Source organism: Streptococcus mitis, from assembly GCF_946190375.1.
Taxonomy (GTDB): Bacteria; Bacillota; Bacilli; order Lactobacillales; family Streptococcaceae; genus Streptococcus; species Streptococcus mitis_CJ.
The window spans coordinates 26,529-43,201 of record NZ_CAMIAF010000015.1; the positions used below are offsets into that span (position 1 = coordinate 26,529).

Annotated in this window: 19 protein-coding genes and 1 pseudogene; 8 read left to right on the forward strand and 12 right to left on the reverse strand. The window is 40.9% G+C overall.

Annotated elements, in window-relative coordinates; all coding sequences use genetic code 11:
* Nucleotides 1-76: 76 nt before the first annotated feature.
* A pseudogene (locus tag N8M09_RS07925) lies at nucleotides 77-220 on the forward strand (8-oxo-dGTP diphosphatase); the annotation flags it as partial.
* Here the strand turns inward: N8M09_RS07925 and N8M09_RS07930 are convergent.
* The 5 genes from N8M09_RS07930 to coaB form a co-directional block, all read right to left on the reverse strand.
* Entirely contained in the window at nucleotides 217-732 is a 516-nt protein-coding gene (locus N8M09_RS07930) for a transcription repressor NadR (protein ID WP_049509367.1), read from the reverse strand. The pseudogene N8M09_RS07925 and the gene N8M09_RS07930 sit on opposite strands and share 4 nt — an antisense overlap.
* Nucleotides 733-743: 11 nt before the next feature.
* Nucleotides 744-1,271, reverse strand: a complete 528-nt coding sequence (locus N8M09_RS07935; RefSeq protein WP_261064794.1) for an ECF transporter S component — start codon at nucleotides 1,269-1,271, stop codon at nucleotides 744-746.
* Nucleotides 1,272-1,446: 175 nt separating this feature from the next.
* Complete coding sequence (locus N8M09_RS07940) at nucleotides 1,447-2,010, reverse strand: ECF transporter S component (RefSeq protein WP_000747412.1); 564 nt, start codon at nucleotides 2,008-2,010, stop codon at nucleotides 1,447-1,449.
* Nucleotides 1,994-2,545: a phosphopantothenoylcysteine decarboxylase gene (gene coaC / locus N8M09_RS07945; protein WP_261064795.1), complete on the reverse strand. Its 552-nt coding sequence runs from the start codon at nucleotides 2,543-2,545 to the stop codon at nucleotides 1,994-1,996. Before coaC ends, N8M09_RS07940 begins: the two co-directional genes overlap by 17 nt.
* Nucleotides 2,546-2,556: 11 nt before the next feature.
* Entirely contained in the window at nucleotides 2,557-3,246 is a 690-nt protein-coding gene (gene coaB / locus N8M09_RS07950) for a phosphopantothenate--cysteine ligase (protein ID WP_261064796.1), read from the reverse strand.
* Nucleotides 3,247-3,475: 229 nt separating this feature from the next.
* Here coaB and N8M09_RS07955 point away from each other — a divergent pair, with 229 nt between their 5' ends.
* The 3 genes from N8M09_RS07955 to radC all read left to right on the forward strand — a co-directional run bounded on the left by N8M09_RS07955 (nucleotide 3,476) and on the right by radC (nucleotide 8,343).
* Complete coding sequence (locus N8M09_RS07955; protein WP_033677301.1) at nucleotides 3,476-5,146, forward strand: formate--tetrahydrofolate ligase; 1,671 nt, start codon at nucleotides 3,476-3,478, stop codon at nucleotides 5,144-5,146.
* Nucleotides 5,147-5,328: 182 nt separating this feature from the next.
* The gene (gene pcrA / locus N8M09_RS07960) at nucleotides 5,329-7,620 is read left to right on the forward strand and encodes a DNA helicase PcrA (protein ID WP_261064797.1); all 2,292 of its coding nucleotides are present in this window, start codon (nucleotides 5,329-5,331) and stop codon (nucleotides 7,618-7,620) included.
* A 42-nt stretch (nucleotides 7,621-7,662) separates the two neighbouring features.
* Nucleotides 7,663-8,343, forward strand: a complete 681-nt coding sequence (radC, locus tag N8M09_RS07965) for a RadC family protein (RefSeq protein ID WP_261064798.1) — start codon at nucleotides 7,663-7,665, stop codon at nucleotides 8,341-8,343.
* Here radC and N8M09_RS07970 read toward each other — a convergent pair.
* The 7 genes from N8M09_RS07970 to N8M09_RS08000 form a co-directional block, all read right to left on the reverse strand.
* Nucleotides 8,340-9,029 (reverse strand): gamma-glutamyl-gamma-aminobutyrate hydrolase family protein, encoded by a 690-nt coding sequence (locus tag N8M09_RS07970; RefSeq protein WP_261032703.1) that lies wholly within the window; start codon nucleotides 9,027-9,029, stop codon nucleotides 8,340-8,342. The genes radC and N8M09_RS07970 overlap by 4 nt on opposite strands.
* A 17-nt stretch (nucleotides 9,030-9,046) precedes the next feature.
* Nucleotides 9,047-9,688: a redox-sensing transcriptional repressor Rex gene (locus N8M09_RS07975; protein WP_261064799.1), complete on the reverse strand. Its 642-nt coding sequence runs from the start codon at nucleotides 9,686-9,688 to the stop codon at nucleotides 9,047-9,049.
* Between the two features lie 88 nt (nucleotides 9,689-9,776).
* Nucleotides 9,777-9,986 carry a DUF4649 family protein gene (locus tag N8M09_RS07980; protein WP_261064800.1) on the reverse strand — a complete coding sequence of 70 codons (210 nt, stop codon included), beginning with the start codon at nucleotides 9,984-9,986 and terminating at the stop codon, nucleotides 9,777-9,779.
* 7 nt (nucleotides 9,987-9,993) lie between these two features.
* A complete protein-coding gene (locus N8M09_RS07985; RefSeq protein WP_261064801.1) occupies nucleotides 9,994-10,341 on the reverse strand; it encodes a DUF1831 domain-containing protein in 348 nt (115 codons plus the stop codon).
* Between the two features lie 4 nt (nucleotides 10,342-10,345).
* The gene (locus tag N8M09_RS07990) at nucleotides 10,346-11,461 is read right to left on the reverse strand and encodes a cysteine desulfurase family protein (protein ID WP_261064802.1); all 1,116 of its coding nucleotides are present in this window, start codon (nucleotides 11,459-11,461) and stop codon (nucleotides 10,346-10,348) included.
* Between the two features lie 9 nt (nucleotides 11,462-11,470).
* A complete protein-coding gene (locus tag N8M09_RS07995; RefSeq protein ID WP_001283823.1) occupies nucleotides 11,471-12,430 on the reverse strand; it encodes a ribose-phosphate diphosphokinase in 960 nt (319 codons plus the stop codon).
* A 112-nt stretch (nucleotides 12,431-12,542) separates the two neighbouring features.
* The gene (locus N8M09_RS08000; RefSeq protein ID WP_261064803.1) at nucleotides 12,543-13,112 is read right to left on the reverse strand and encodes a CYTH domain-containing protein; all 570 of its coding nucleotides are present in this window, start codon (nucleotides 13,110-13,112) and stop codon (nucleotides 12,543-12,545) included.
* A gap of 127 nt (nucleotides 13,113-13,239) precedes the next feature.
* Here N8M09_RS08000 and yjbM point away from each other — a divergent pair, with 127 nt between their 5' ends.
* From yjbM to pta, 4 genes are read left to right on the forward strand one after another with little or no spacing between them, the layout of a single operon-like run.
* A complete protein-coding gene (yjbM, locus tag N8M09_RS08005; RefSeq protein WP_261064804.1) occupies nucleotides 13,240-13,911 on the forward strand; it encodes a GTP diphosphokinase in 672 nt (223 codons plus the stop codon).
* Nucleotides 13,895-14,713, forward strand: coding sequence for an NAD kinase (locus N8M09_RS08010; protein WP_261064805.1), 819 nt, complete (start codon nucleotides 13,895-13,897; stop codon nucleotides 14,711-14,713). The genes yjbM and N8M09_RS08010 overlap by 17 nt, the downstream gene beginning before the upstream one ends.
* Nucleotides 14,710-15,606 (forward strand): RluA family pseudouridine synthase, encoded by an 897-nt coding sequence (locus N8M09_RS08015; protein WP_261064806.1) that lies wholly within the window; start codon nucleotides 14,710-14,712, stop codon nucleotides 15,604-15,606. The genes N8M09_RS08010 and N8M09_RS08015 overlap by 4 nt, the downstream gene beginning before the upstream one ends.
* 42 nt (nucleotides 15,607-15,648) lie before the next feature.
* On the forward strand, nucleotides 15,649-16,623 hold the full coding sequence (gene pta, locus N8M09_RS08020; protein ID WP_261064807.1) for a phosphate acetyltransferase: 975 nt from the start codon (nucleotides 15,649-15,651) through the stop codon (nucleotides 16,621-16,623).
* The last annotated feature ends 50 nt before the right edge of the window (nucleotides 16,624-16,673 follow it).

The following is a 16,673-nucleotide window of genomic DNA, read 5'->3' on the forward strand; positions in this document are numbered from 1 at the left end:
TATATTTTTTTAATAAGTAGGTACTTATTCATCTTCATTCAATGTAGTTTTTAAATATCATTGCTACTATTTGAACTCTTGGGTGCAAAAAGACCAGATTCCAAACTTGGATCTGGCCTATGATATGTTACCTTTGATGGAAATGATGGAAGCTCCGGACAAATCTGAATTTTTCTACCCTCGCTGTACAGAAGATGATTGGGAGAAGAAAATCTTCTAGTCTTTTACTAAATAACCAAGTTGATCCAAGGCCTCCTCGATATAGTGGAGGTCTTGTTGTGTTTCAGCTTCGACTAGGTGGTAATGGATGCCATCTGTTAATTCAGACAGAGGTCTAAAGTCAGAATGCTCGACTTGTTCTAGAAAATGTTGCACATCTCTGCGACAAGACAGTTTCAGCAAGGTTTCGATTTCTCCATAAACGGGATGGTCAATCAAGGTATTTTGAACACGCCCACCATTATCAACGATAGCAAGGAGTTCTTGACCGATTTCTTCAACTTCATGTTTTACTTTGAAAAGTTTGTGAACATAAGGATTGGTTTCAATTTGCTTATAGACGTAGCCACGATTAGTGGATAGGATAGGAGCGCCATCGGCTCTCAAAATTGCAATGTCTTGTACAATGACCTGACGTGTGACATGAAAATGTTCAGCTAAACTTTGGCCGTTGAGGGCTTTAGGAGCTTCTTTCAAGAGTTGGAGCAGGGCTTGTTTGCGATCTTTTGTCATAGTTCTTCCTTTTAACGGCGTTTTCGAAGCACTTTATAGACAGCTAGTGCTAATGTATAGTCTACCATACTATGGATAATTGTACCAAATCCAACTAGCACAAATAGAACATAAAACATATTTTCTACATTGGTACCAGAAGTTGCGTAAAAAACGACACAGGCCAATACTTCAGCAAGGGCATGAACAATAGCCAAAACAAAGTTGAAAACCCAGGAAGATTTTGGTTTATCTAGGGTATCGGGGAATTTTTGTAGGTAAAGAGCTCCCAAAGTCCCAAAAAAGATATGGGAAAAAGCTCGAAATACGATCACCATGGGATATCCAGCCATCAAAAATCCAAAACTAGAGGCTAGGATGACAAAAACTGCCATCAAGGGCGACAAGAACATGGCAATAAAAATAGCGATGTGACTCCCCAAAGTGTAAGAAGCAGGTGGAATGACAATCTTAAAAGGCATAACAATTGGAATCAAAATTGCAATAGCCGTTAAAAGGGCAGTCATTGTCATAAATTGTGTCTTTTTCCGTGTGTTCATAAGAATCTCCTTTTTAACTGTATATACACTAGTATAGTATAATAAACAAGACAATAAAGCAAGGATTTACTTAAGTTTATAGGCCATTTTAAATTAAATATTGGCAAAGATTTCACTAAAAAGAAACTGTATAGAGCAAAATCTCCACCTTCAAGTTTGAAAGCGGAGATTATTTTTATTTCTTCAAGGTTTGTAGTCTTGGAACAATGGCTAGGGTTAGAACTGCGGAAATAACTAATTCAGCAATCGAATTCGTTGAGATAACAGTTGCTAGGAGTTTTTGGATATTACCATCAAAAACATTTCCAAAAAGGTAGAAAATTCCACCTAGTACAAAGACTGTGTTGGTAAGTGAACCAAGGGCACCAGCTAAAATAAGACCAGTTTTATTTTTCATCAGTTTATAAACTAGATACGGAGTCAAACCAATCAAAATACGTGGGACGATGGCAATGATAGCTGAGTAGATGTTCCCGTTTGGTACGAATGGTGAGAAGAGGTAGCTTGTTGGTAGAATTGTAATCGTATTAACTGTCAAGCTAAGTAGCCCCATCAAAAATCCAAGTGTAACCCCAACTCGTGGACCGTAGATAATGCTGGCAATAATGACAGGAATATGAACAATGGTCGGTTTGATTGGAAATGGAAAAAGGTTAAAGATAAGCGAGCTTAGAAAATGAATCACAAGCATGGTTGCAAAAAAGATAGCAATAGGTGCAATATTAGAGCGTTTTTTCATCGAGAGTTTCCTTTATTCTTTCTAAAATAATTGTGAGGTCGGCTAAGGCTCCTCGTCCATGGTCGCCACAAGCTAGTAGGGATTCCTTAGGAGCAATCAGCTGATAGCCGTAGCTTTCTAATGTTTTTAGATTAGCCTGAGTTGCTGGATGGTCATACATTTTTGTATTCATAGCTGGTGCGATGAGTTTGGGAATATGACTTGGCAGGGCTAGAGCTGTACTGGTTACCATGTTGTCCGCAAAGCCGTGGGCTAGTTTTGCAATAGTGTTAGCAGTTGCAGGGGCCACGATAAATAAATCTGCTTTTTTGCCAAGTTCGATATGATTGACTTTGTCAGGATAGGGTTCCTTCATGACATCCAAGTGGACAGGATTCTGTGAGAGTACCTGTAGTGTCAAAGGTTGGATAAACTCTGTAGCAGCCTGAGTCATTAAGACAGTGACATGATGACCTTGTTTTTTTAGAGAACTGACTAAATCTGCCGACTTGTAAGAGGCGATTGAGCCCGTTACAGCCAAGAGAATGTTTGACATAGCTTTCCTTTCTATGAATGATAGGCTTGAATTTTTTCAAGGAGGAGTTTTGCAATTTCTTCTTTAGTTTGGACTGTTTGAAGCTCATTTTTCTCAACAAAGATAGCACGATGCTGGTTCGCTGAGATTTGAGTCAGGTCATTTGCAATGATTAAGTCTGCTTGGTTCTTGATAAGACTTTTTCTAGCAATGTCAACCAGATAGTCTTCGGTAACATCAACCAGTAGCTTAAAGCCAATCAGATGAATAGCAGGATTCCATTCCTTGACTAGGGATATGATTTTGGGTGTTTTTTTCAGGAATAAAACCTGAACCTCATCAGTTGAAGAAATCTTAGCTTGATGATTTTGCTTGCTTAAAAATTCTTCCAAATTGGAGCTAGACTGAACTTCCTCTAGACCTGTCATATAAACAGGAATGTAATCGGACACAGCCATTGAGTGAATCAAGACCAGATAATCCTGAACACGTTCTTGCATTTCCAGAAGAAGGTCCTTGGTATTGTTAATTTCTCGAATGCTTAGGTTGGGATGGGTTTCTGGCTTCACAGCTCGTTTTGTAGTAATTAAACAAACTTCATGCCCTGCAGCAAGCAAGGTTTCTGTGATGATTTTCCCCAAACGACCTGTAGAATGGTTAGTGATAGAGCGGACGCTATCGATAGCTTCACTGGTACCGCCCGATGTAACTAAAATTTTCATAGCACTATTGTACACAAAAATAAACGGTAAGTAAAATGAAAGTGATAAATTTTTGGTAAAAACGAAGATTTACTATAGTTTCAAACTATAAAGCCATATAAAATTTAAGAAAGGGCTCTAAAAACCTTGAAAATAGGGATATTCACGAACGTTTAGAGAGTTTTCGGATGTTAAAAACCTTGTTTTGTGTTATAATGAATTATCATATAAGAGGTTAGAGGAGTTTTGAATGAAAACAGATATTGAAATCGCACAGAGTATTGAGTTGAAGCCAATTGTTGATGTTGTAGAGAAACTTGGTATTTCTTACGACGATTTGGAGTTGTATGGAAAGTACAAGGCTAAGCTCAGCTTTGATAAAATTCGTGCAGTTGAGAGCAATCCAGTTGGGAAATTGATTTTGGTTACTGCCATCAACCCAACACCTGCAGGTGAAGGAAAATCAACCATTACCATTGGTCTTGCGGATGCCTTGAATAAGATTGGCAAGAAAACGATGATCGCTATCCGCGAACCATCTCTTGGTCCAGTAATGGGGATTAAGGGTGGTGCGGCAGGTGGTGGTTACGCTCAAGTTCTACCAATGGAGGACATCAATCTCCACTTCACTGGAGACATGCATGCCATTACAACTGCCAACAACGCCCTTTCTGCCTTGATTGACAACCACTTGCACCAAGGAAATGAGCTGGGAATTGACCAACGTCGTATCCTCTGGAAACGTGTCGTTGACTTGAACGACCGTGCTCTTCGCCATGTGACCGTTGGACTTGGTGGTCCTCTAAACGGTATTCCACGTGAGGATGGCTTTGATATTACCGTTGCTTCCGAAATCATGGCAATTCTTTGCTTGGCTACGGATATCGAGGACTTGAAACGCCGTTTGGCTAATATCGTAATTGGTTATCGCTATGACCGTACACCTGTTTCTGTAGGTGATTTGCAGGTTGAAGGTGCCTTAGCTTTGATTTTGAAGGATGCGATTAAGCCGAACCTGGTTCAGACAATTTACGGAACACCTGCCTTTGTACATGGTGGTCCATTTGCCAATATAGCTCACGGATGTAACTCTGTCTTGGCAACTACAACAGCCCTTCACTTGGCTGATTACACAGTTACTGAAGCTGGTTTTGGTGCAGACCTTGGTGCCGAGAAATTCCTTGATATTAAGACACCAAACTTGCCAACTTCACCAGATGCAGTAGTTATTGTTGCAACCCTTCGTGCCCTTAAGATGAATGGTGGTGTGGCTAAAGACGCTCTTACAGAGGAAAATGTGGAGGCGGTTCGTGCCGGTTTTGCTAACTTGAAACGCCACGTTGAAAATATCCGTAAGTTCGGTATTCCAGCAGTCGTAGCTATTAATGAATTTGTCTCTGATACAGAAGCTGAAATCGCAGCCTTGAAAGAACTCTGTGCCTCAATTGATGTTCCAGTTGAGCTGGCTAGTGTTTGGGCTGATGGTGCAGAAGGTGGAGTAGCACTTGCCGAAACAGTTGTTAAGACTATCGCTGAAAACCCATCTAACTATAAACGTTTGTATGACAATGACCTTTCTGTCCAAGAAAAGATTGAAAAGATTGTTACTGAAATCTACCGTGGTAGCAAAGTAAACTTTGAGAAGAAAGCTCAAACACAAATCGCCCAAATCGTTCAAAACGGTTGGGACAAATTGCCAATCTGTATGGCTAAAACTCAGTACAGCTTCTCAGACAATCCAAATGCACTTGGAGCACCTGAAAACTTTGAAATTACCATTCGCGAATTGGTGCCAAAATTAGGTGCAGGCTTTATCGTTGCTCTAACTGGCGATGTCATGACCATGCCAGGACTTCCAAAACGACCAGCAGCCCTCAACATGGATGTTGAAAGCGATGGAACCGTTCTAGGCTTGTTCTAATAGTTTAATTGAATTTAAATGAGTTTGGAAATAACATCCAAGCTCATTTTCTTATCTAGGCATAAGTCCTTATTTTAAGCTAATGAAATAGTTGCCTTCTAGACGCAATCAGTCTAGGTAAAGATATTTTCCCTGATTTCTGATATAATAGAAATATTGACTTCAAGAGTAAGGAAAAGAAGATGAACGCATTATTGAATGGAATGAATGACCGTCAGGCTGAGGCGGTACAAACGACAGAAGGTCCCTTGTTGATCATGGCGGGGGCTGGTTCTGGAAAGACTCGAGTTTTGACCCACCGCATTGCTTATCTGATTGATGAAAAGCTGGTCAATCCTTGGAATATCTTGGCCATTACCTTTACCAACAAGGCTGCGCGTGAGATGAAGGAGCGTGCTTATAGCCTTAATCCAGCAACTCAGGACTGTCTGATTGCGACCTTTCACTCCATGTGTGTTCGTATCTTGCGTCGCGATGCGGACCATATTGGCTACAATCGTAATTTTACTATTGTAGATCCTGGTGAACAACGAACTCTCATGAAACGCATTCTCAAACAGTTGAACTTGGATCCTAAAAAATGGAATGAACGAACTATTTTGGGGACCATTTCCAATGCCAAGAATGATTTGATTGATGATGTGGCGTATGCTGCTCAAGCTGGCGATATGTACACGCAAATCGTGGCTCAGTGTTATACAGCCTATCAGAAAGAACTGCGTCAGTCGGAGTCGGTTGACTTTGATGATTTGATTATGTTGACCTTGCGTCTCTTTGATCAAAATCCTGATGTTTTGACCTACTACCAGCAGAAGTTTCAATACATCCATGTTGATGAGTACCAAGATACCAACCATGCTCAGTATCAACTGGTCAAACTCTTGGCTTCACGCTTTAACAATATTTGTGTGGTTGGGGATGCGGACCAGTCTATCTACGGTTGGCGTGGTGCTGATATGCAGAATATCTTGGACTTCGAAAAGGATTATCCTCAGGCCAAGGTTGTTTTGTTGGAGGAAAATTACCGCTCAACTAAAACCATTCTCCAAGCGGCTAACGAGGTTATTAAAAACAATAAAAATCGCCGTCCTAAGAATCTCTGGACTCAAAACGCTGATGGGGAGCAAATCGTATACTATCGTGCCAATGATGAGCTGGATGAGGCTGTATATGTTGCCAAAACCATCGATGAACTTGGTCGTAACCAAAACTTCCTTCATAAGGATTTTGCAGTTCTCTATCGTACAAACGCCCAGTCTCGTACTATTGAGGAAGCCCTGCTCAAATCTAACATTCCTTATACCATGGTTGGAGGAACCAAGTTCTACAGCCGTAAGGAAATCCGAGATATTATCGCTTACCTCAATCTTATTGCCAATTTGAGTGACAATATCAGTTTTGAGCGAATTATCAACGAGCCTAAACGTGGAATTGGGCCAGGTACAGTTGAGAAAATCCGTGACTTTGCGAATATGCAAGACATGTCCATGCTAGATGCTTCAGCCAATATCATGTTATCTGGTATCAAAGGTAAAGCAGCCCAATCTATCTGGGATTTTGCCAATATGATTCTGGATTTGCGGGAGCAACTGGACCACTTAAGCATTACTGAGTTGGTTGAGGCGGTTCTAGAAAGAACAGGTTACGTCGATATTCTAAATGCTCAAGCGACTCTGGAAAGTAAGGCTCGGGTTGAAAATATCGAAGAGTTCCTCTCTGTTACGAAAAACTTTGATGACACCTCTGATGGTCCAGAAGAGGAAACTGGTCTGGATAAACTGAGTCGTTTCTTAAATGACTTGGCCTTGATTGCGGACACAGATTCAGGTAGTCAGGAGACATCAGAAGTGACCTTGATGACCCTGCATGCTGCCAAAGGTCTCGAGTTTCCAGTTGTCTTTTTGATTGGGATGGAAGAAAATGTCTTTCCGCTTAGCCGTGCGGCTGAAGATCAAGATGAACTAGAAGAAGAACGCCGTCTAGCCTATGTAGGAATTACGCGTGCAGAGAAAATTCTCTATCTGACCAATGCCAACTCGCGCCTGCTTTTTGGTCGTACCAACTACAACCGTCCGACCCGATTTATTAACGAAATCAGTTCAGACTTGCTTGAGTATCAAGGTCTGGCTCGTCCTTCAAATTCAAGCTTTAAGGCATCTTATAGCAGCGGTGGGGTTGCCTTCGGTCAAGGTATGAGTTTGGCGCAGGCACTCCAAGACTGTAAACGCAGTGCAGCTCCAAAAACTATCCAGTCAGGCGGTCTCCCATTTGGTCAATTTACAGCTGGCTCAAAATCAGCCTCTAGCGAGGCAAATTGGTCCATTGGAGACATTGCCCTCCACAAGAAGTGGGGAGAGGGAACTGTTCTGGAAGTTTCAGGTAGCGGTGCAACTCAGGAATTGAAAATCAATTTCCCAGATGTTGGTTTGAAAAAACTTTTAGCCAGTGTGGCCCCAATTGAGAAAAAAATCTAATTTTTCATCCTTCTCACGAATAATAAAGTGAGGAGGATTTTTATGTACAGTATTTCATTCCAAGAAGATTCATTATTGCCAAGAGAAAGACTTGCCCAAGAAGGAGTGGAAGCACTCAGTAACCAAGAGTTGCTAGCTATTTTACTCAGAACAGGAACACGTCAGGTCAGTGTTTTTGAAATTGCCCAGAAAGTCCTGAACAATCTTTCAAGCCTAACAGATTTGAAAAAAATGACCCTGCAGGAATTGCAGAGTCTATCTGGTATCGGCCGTGTTAAGGCAATAGAATTACAAGCTATGATTGAACTGGGGCATCGTATTCACAAACACGAAACCCTTGAGATGGAAAGTATTCTCAGTAGCCAAAAGTTAGCCAAGAAGATGCAGCAGGAATTGGGGGACAAAAAACAAGAGCACCTAGTGGCGCTCTATCTCAATACTCAAAATCAAATCATCCATCAACAGACCATTTTTATCGGTTCTGCAACTCGTAGTATCGCTGAGCCGCGAGAGATTCTTCACTATGCTATCAAGCATATGGCGACTTCACTCATATTGGTTCATAATCATCCTTCGGGAGCGGTAGCCCCTAGCCGAAATGATGATTATGTCACTAAACTTGTTAAAGAAGCCTGTGACCTGATGGGGATTGTCCTTTTGGACCATTTGATTGTCTCACATTCTAGTTACTTTAGTTACCGTGAAAAAACAGATTTAATCTAAAGTTCATTAACGACATAGTCAAAGAGGTTTTTATCTTTGGGACGATTTTCAAAAAGAAATTCTGGGTGCCATTGGACACCTAGAAAGGCGACATCATCCGTACTCATGACAGCCTCAATGATACCATCTTTAGGATCATGAGCTGCAATCTTTAAGTTAGGTGCTAAATCCTTAATACTCTGATGGTGGAAGGAGTTGATATGGGAGATTTCTCCATAGATTTCTCGGAGAACGGTATTTGGTTCTGTCACTAAGCGTTGAGTTGTGTATTCGGCAGAACAATCCTGCCAATGGTCTTCGATATCTTGGTACAAAGTTCCACCCATGGCAACGTTAAAGAGTTGTGTTCCACGGCAGACAGAAAAAATTGGCTTTTTCTGTTTAATAGCTTCCTTGATGAGGGCCAGTTCGAAGATATCTCTTTGAAGGTGGTAGTCATCGCTATCAATGGTTTTTGGTTCACCATAGAATTTTGGATCAACATTTTGTCCACCTGACAAGATGAGCTTGTCAACCATACTGATATAGTGGCAGGCCATTTCTTGATCACCAATCGGTAGGATGATGGGAATCCCTCCAGCGTCTTTAACGCCTTCAACAAAGCCTTTTGCTGCGTAGCTCATCATGATGTCATCATCTGGATGAGTTTTTTCGTTTCCTGTAATCCCTATAACTGGTTTTTTCATAAAATGATTTTCGCTTTCTAATCCTCTTTTCGCATGAAATAGAGGAGGGTTTGGAGTTCACTTGTCAAATCGACATACTGAACGACCACGTCTTTTGGTAAATGCAGATGGACTGGTGAAAAACTGAGAATTCCTTTCACGCCAGCATCCACCAAGAGATTGGCAACCTCTTGTGACTTGACGCTGGGAACGGTCAGGATAGCAGTCTTCACATCAGCATCCTTGATTTTATCCTTGATTTGTGAAATTCCGTAAATGGGAATCCCATCAGGGGTTTGGCTACCGACTTCGGGATGGTCATCTAGGTCAAAGGCCATGATAATTTTCATCTTGTTACGCTCGTGGAAGCGGTAGTGGAGAAGGGCATGCCCCATATTTCCAATACCAACCAGCATGACATTGGTAATAGAGTTATCATTGAGCAAATCGGCAAAAAACGTCATGAGTTTTTTGACATCATAGCCAAAGCCACGACGACCAAGTTCACCAAAATAGGAAAAATCACGACGTACGGTCGCTGAATCAATCCCAATAGCCTCTGCAATTTGCTTAGAGTTGGCACGTTCAATCTTTTCTGAATGAAATCTCTTAAAAATTCGATAGTAGAGAGAGAGTCTTTTCGCTGTAGCTTTTGGAATAGCAGACTGTTTATCTTTCACAAAATCACAACCTTTCTATTCTTCTATTTTATAGAAACATTGTGAAAAAATCAACAAAAACAAGAAAAAACTAAGAAAAATCTTAGTTTTAATGTAAAAAATCTGCATGTGATAGAAAACGGTAGAGGTCTCCGACCAGTCCTTGGTAAACTTCCTGCCCTTGAAAGGTCAAAGAAGTTACATAAAGTGTATCTGGTAGAGTCACACATCCTGATAGAGCCAGCATGAGAGCCTCGTAATCCTCATACTTGAGAGTGCGCTCTACATGATAGCTGTCCTTATAGGTCAGTTCAAACATTTTGGCTCTATCTTTCTGATTTTGTAAAGACACCACGTTCTACCAAGCTATCCATGAGGAAGTAGAATTTTTCCTGATGAATGTGGTGGTCTTCTGATTTGAAAATATCAACTAGACGAAGCCCAAACTTGTCAGTGATATTGATTTTAGCCCCTGTAAGTTCCTTGTTAATGATGATTTTGAGTTGGAAGCCTTCACCGCTGTTTGGCACTTTTTCCAAAAGGCGAGTCAGTTCATAGTTACCAACCTTAGTCTCAAAAAATGTGTTATCTTTGAGGGTGAATTTTTTAACAGAAGGGCTAAGAGTGTAGTCGTAACGACAATTTTTTAACTTAATGTTTTTTTCAAATGCCATATGGCTAACCTCCGATAATTTCTTTTAAGGTTTTTGCGAGGGTTTGTAGGTCTTCAACAGTATTTCGTGGCGACAAACTGATACGAACGGATTCCTTTAAGCGTTCTGAATTTGCTCCGTACATAGCTTCAAGAACATGGCTGGATTGGACAATGCCTGCTGTACAAGCTGAGCCAGTAGAGATTGAAATTCCAGCTAAATCTAGACGAAGGAGTAAGAGGTCATTTTTCTGACCAGGAAATCCAATATTGAGAACATAAGGGAGATGGTGTTCGCCTCTATTCAGGTAATATTGAACTCCCTCTAGCTCTGCCAGAAAAGCAGTTTCTAAATTTTGTACATGTTGAAAATGTTCTTCTTGTTTTTCTAGGTCTTCTTTTAGGGCTGCAACCATAGCCACTATGGCAGCTAGATTTTCAGTTCCTGCACGTTTTTTCTGTTCTTGGTCTCCGCCATGTAGATAGGAATCAAAGTCCATGCTAGATGCGTAGAGAAAGCCGATTCCCTTAGGACCATGGAATTTATGGGCCGAAGCAGTGAGAAAATCAATGCCCAATTCTTCTGGGTGTATAGGGATTTTACCAATAGCCTGAACTGCATCGACATGATAGGCGGCTGGGTGTTGCTTGAGTATTTGGCCAATTTCAGCAATGGGCAGTAGGTTTCCTGTCTCATTATTGGCAAACATGGTAGAAACCAAAATCGTATCGTCACGTAAAGCCTTTTGAATTTGCTGGGCTGCGATTTCTTGATTTTCTGGCTGAATAATGGTTGCTTCAAACCCAAAGTTTTGAACCAAGTAATCAATGGTTTCAAGGACGGCATGGTGCTCAATGGCAGTTGTGATGATATGTTTTCCTTGTTCTTGGTGACGAAGGCAGTAGCCAATGATGGCAGTATTGTTTCCTTCAGTCCCACCAGAAGTGAAAAAGATATGTTGAGGTTTTGTCCCCAGTAACTGGGCTAGTTCCTGACGGGCTTCTCTCAAGAGTTTGCCAGCTTGACGACCATGACCATGAATACTAGATGGATTGCCATGGGTTTCTTGCATAACCTTGGTCATAGCTGAAATAGCAACTGCTGACATAGGAGTCGTTGCAGCATTGTCCAAATAAATCAAAGAATCACCTTATTTCTTTTTGTTGTAGGCAAAGAGTGGGCTGACTGGTTTTCTTTCGTGGATACGGACGATAGCATCACCAATTAACTCACTAGCAGTGATGTAGCATACGTTTTTAGGAGTTTTTTCTTTTGTTGCTACTGAATCAGTCACAAGAATTTCTTTAATATTAGTATTGTCAAGAAGTTCAGCAGCACCTTCGACGAAGAGACCGTGGCTAGAAACAGCATAAATTTCTGTAGCCCCTTCACGTTCAACGATTTTAGCAGCTTCAGAGAAGGTACGTCCTGTATTAAGAATATCATCAATCAAGATGGCTTTCTTACCTTCAACATCACCAATAATATAACCTTCGTTACGAGTTGCATCGTCTTGAGGGTAATCGATAATGGCGATAGGAGCATCAAGATATTCAGCCAGGCTACGAGCACGTTTGACACCTGAATTTTTAGGGCTAACGACAACAACATCTGAGCCAAGGAGCCCCTTATCGCAGTAATGTTTGGCAAATAGAGGAACTGTATAGAGGTTGTCAACAGGAATATCAAAGAAGCCTTGCACCTGAACAGCATGCAAATCAAGGGTAAGGACACGGTCAACACCAGCCTTAACTAGCATATTAGCAACTAGTTTTGCTGTAAGTGGCTCACGTGGTGAAGCAATGCGGTCTTGACGTGCATAGCCAAAATATGGAAGGACAACATTGATACTGTGGGCACTTGCGCGCACACAAGCGTCAACCATGATCAACAATTCCATTAGGTGGTTGTTAACAGGGAAACTTGTAGACTGGATGATGTAAACATCATAACCACGGACACTTTCTTCGATATTTACTTGGATTTCTCCGTCTGAAAATTGACGTGATGATAGTTTTCCAAGCGGTACACCAACAGCTTGTGCAATTTTCTGTGCAATCTCTTGGTTAGAGTTGAGTGCGAAAAGTTTCATGTTTTTTCTATCTGACATTATAGACCGTCCTCTGTAAACTTTATAAATCCTAGTTATATATGTCTTGCCTATATGAACTGGGATTTGTGTATTTTTATCTTTTCTATTTTACCAAAAAATGGAGATTATTTCAGCTATTTTTCATGCTTTTGACAAATCGGACCAATTTTGAGGGAGCTTTTTGATAAGCAATCTGATTTTCCTCTAAAAATTGTTGGAAATCCTGTTTGCCTTGCTCATGATTTTCCACTTCAAGCTCTAATTCGTAATCTGTAATATCAAAGTACTGACTCTCATCCAGTGCCATGAGACCAATAGCTGTTTGCATTTCATAGCGAAGCGTTGTTAGACAACCGAGCACCTGCCAGTTCTTGCTCTGGATGCCATGTTTAGCTAATTCATCAAGAACCAGCCCCTGAGGAAGTTCTTCCTTGGTTAGATAGTTTTCAGCATCTTTTAGTTGTAATTTTTGATTGTATTCCATGTTTCCAACACTGTGTGGGACTTTGAGTGTCAATTCTGCCCAGTCTTCAAAGGTTCGAATGCGCATAGCAACTCTCTTTTCTCGAAGTTCAAAATTAGGAGTGTCGATGTAGTAATTTTTTTGAAGAACAGGAGTGACACCTGCGAACTGCGCTTTTAGACGATTGTATTCATCTTTTTTCAAGAGTGTTTTCAATTCAATTTCTAAATGTTTCATTTTTCTTACCTTTTCTTTATCGTTGAAAGCGGATTTATGATATAATAGCATTGTATTTATTGTATATGAATCTGGAGAAAAAATCAAAGATATTTTTGAAGGATAATATGAGAACAAGGGAGAATATATGACCTTAGAATGGGAAGAATTTCTAGATCCTTACATTCAAGCTGTTGGTGAGTTAAAGATTAAACTACGTGGTATTCGTAAGCAATATCGTAAGCAAAATAAGCATTCTCCGATTGAGTTTGTGACTGGTAGAGTCAAGCCGATTGAAAGTATCAAGGAAAAAATGGTTCGTCGTGGCATTACTTATGCAACCTTGGAACACGATTTGCAGGATATTGCTGGTTTGCGTGTGATGGTCCAGTTTGTAGATGACGTCAAGGAAGTAGTGGAAATTTTGCACAAGCGTCAGGACATGCGAATTATACAGGAGCGAGATTACATTACTCATCGAAAAGCATCAGGCTACCGTTCCTATCACGTGGTAGTAGAATATACGGTTGATACTGTCAATGGTGCCAAGACCATTTTGGCGGAAATTCAAATTCGTACCTTGGCCATGAATTTCTGGGCAACGATAGAACATTCTCTCAACTACAAGTATCAAGGGGATTTCCCAGAGGAAATTAAAAAGAGACTGGAAATTACAGCCAAGATTGCCCATCAGTTGGATGAAGAAATGGGTAAAATTCGAGATGATATCCAGGAAGCCCAGGCTCTTTTTGATCCTTTGAGTAGAAAATTAAATGATGGTGTAGGAAACAGTGACGATACAGATGAAGAATACAGGTAAACGAATTGATCTGATAGCTAATAGAAAACCGCAGAGTCAAAGGGTTTTGTATGAATTGCGAGATCGTTTGAAGAGAAATCAGTTTATACTCAATGATACCAATCCGGATATTGTCATCTCCATAGGTGGGGATGGCATGCTCTTGTCGGCCTTTCATAAGTACGAAAACCAGCTTGACAAGGTCCGCTTCATTGGTGTTCACACTGGACATTTGGGCTTCTATACGGACTACCGTGATTTTGAGTTGGATAAGCTAGTGACTAATTTGCAGCTAGATACAGGAGCAAGAGTCTCTTACCCTGTTCTAAATGTGAAGGTCTTTCTTGGAAATGGTGAAGTGAAGATTTTCAGGGCACTAAATGAAGCCAGTATCCGCAGGTCTGATCGAACCATGGTAGCAGATGTTGTAATCAATGGTGTCCCCTTTGAACGTTTTCGAGGAGACGGACTAACAGTTTCAACTCCGACGGGTAGTACAGCTTATAACAAATCTCTTGATGGAGCTGTTTTACACCCAACCATTGAAGCTTTGCAATTAACGGAAATTGCTAGCCTTAATAATCGCGTCTATCGAACGCTAGGTTCGTCCATTATTGTTCCTAAGAAGGATAAGATTGAACTCATTCCAACGAGAAACGATTACCATACTATTTCGGTTGACAATAGTGTTTATTCCTTCCGTAATATCGAAAGAATTGAGTATCAAATTGACCATCATAAGATTCACTTTGTCGCTACACCGAGTCACACCAGTTTCTGGAATCGTGTTAAGGATGCTTTTATTGGCGAGGTGGATGAATGAGGTTTGAATTTATCGCAGATGAGCATGTCAAGGTTAAGAGCTTTTTGAAAAAGCACGAGGTTTCTAAAGGACTTTTGGCCAAGATTAAGTTTCGAGGTGGTGCAATTCTGGTCAATGACCAACCGAAAAATGCAACGTACCTATTGGATATTGGGGACCGCGTTACTATCGATATTCCCGCTGAAGAAGGCTTTGAAACTCTAGAAGCAATCGAGCGTCCACTGGATATTCTCTATGAGGATGACCATTTTCTAGTCTTGAATAAACCCTATGGAGTGGCTTCTATTCCTAGTGTCAACCACTCTAATACCATTGCCAATTTTATCAAGGGTTACTATGTTAAGCAAAATTATGAAAATCAGCAGGTTCACATTGTGACTAGACTTGATAGGGACACTTCTGGCTTGATGCTCTTTGCCAAGCACGGTTATGCCCATGCACGATTGGACAAGCAGTTGCAGAAAAAGTCTATTGAGAAGCGCTACTTTGCTTTGGTTAAAGGAGATGGATATTTAGAGCCTGAAGGAGAAATTATTGCTCCAATAGCGCGTGATGAAGACTCCATTATTACCAGAAGAGTGGCTAAAGGTGGAAAGTATGCCCATACATCCTACAAGATTGCAGCTTCATATGGAAATATTCACTTGGTAGATATTCGTTTGCACACTGGTCGGACCCACCAAATCCGAGTACATTTTTCTCATATCGGCTTTCCTTTGTTGGGAGATGATTTGTATGGTGGTAGCCTGGACGATGGCATCCAACGTCAGGCCTTGCATTGCCATTACCTATCCTTTTATCATCCATTTCTAGAGCAAGACTTGCAGTTAGAAAGTCCCTTGCCGGATGATTTCAGTAACCTTATTACCCAGTTATCAACTAATACTCTATAAAAACTGTTTAGAGTATAATTATTATCTTAAAGGAGAAAACTCATGGAAGTTTTTGAAAGTCTCAAAGCCAACCTTGTTGGTAAAAATGCTCGTATCGTTCTGCCTGAAGGGGAAGAGCCACGTATTCTTCAAGCGACTAAACGCTTGGTAAAAGAAACAGAAGTAATTCCTGTTTTGCTTGGAAATCCTGAAAAAATTAAAATTTATCTTGAAATTGAAGGGATCATGGATGGTTATGAAGTTATTGACCCTCAACATTATCCTCAATTTGAAGAAATGGTTGCTGCCTTAGTGGAGCGTCGTAAGGGTAAAATGACTGAAGAAGAAGCGCGCAAGGTTTTGGTTGAAGATGTCAACTACTTTGGTGTTATGTTAGTTTACCTGGGCTTGGTTGATGGAATGGTGTCTGGAGCAATTCACTCAACAGCTTCAACAGTTCGCCCAGCCCTTCAAATTATCAAAACTCGTCCAAATGTAACGCGTACTTCAGGTGCCTTCCTCATGGTTCGTGGTACGGAACGTTACCTATTTGGAGACTGTGCCATTAATATCAATCCAGATGCAGAAGCCTTGGCTGAAATTGCCATCAACTCAGCAATCACAGCTAAGATGTTTGGTATCGAGCCTAAAATTGCTATGCTGAGCTATTCTACTAAAGGTTCAGGATTTGGTGAAAGCGTTGATAAGGTAGTGGAAGCAACTAAAATTGCTCACGACTTGCGTCCTGACCTTGAAATCGATGGTGAGTTGCAATTTGATGCAGCCTTTGTTCCTGAAACTGCAGCTTTGAAAGCTCCTGGAAGTACGGTAGCTGGTCAAGCAAATGTCTTCATTTTCCCAGGTATCGAAGCAGGAAATATCGGATACAAGATGGCCGAACGCCTCGGTGGCTTTGCGGCTGTAGGACCTGTTTTGCAAGGTTTGAACAAGCCAGTTAACGACCTTTCTCGTGGATGTAATGCAGATGATGTTTACAAGTTGACCCTTATCACAGCGGCTCAAGCAGTTCATCAATAAAGAGAAAAGAGAAATTCTACTAAATAATTCGTATTTATAATCAAAAAACG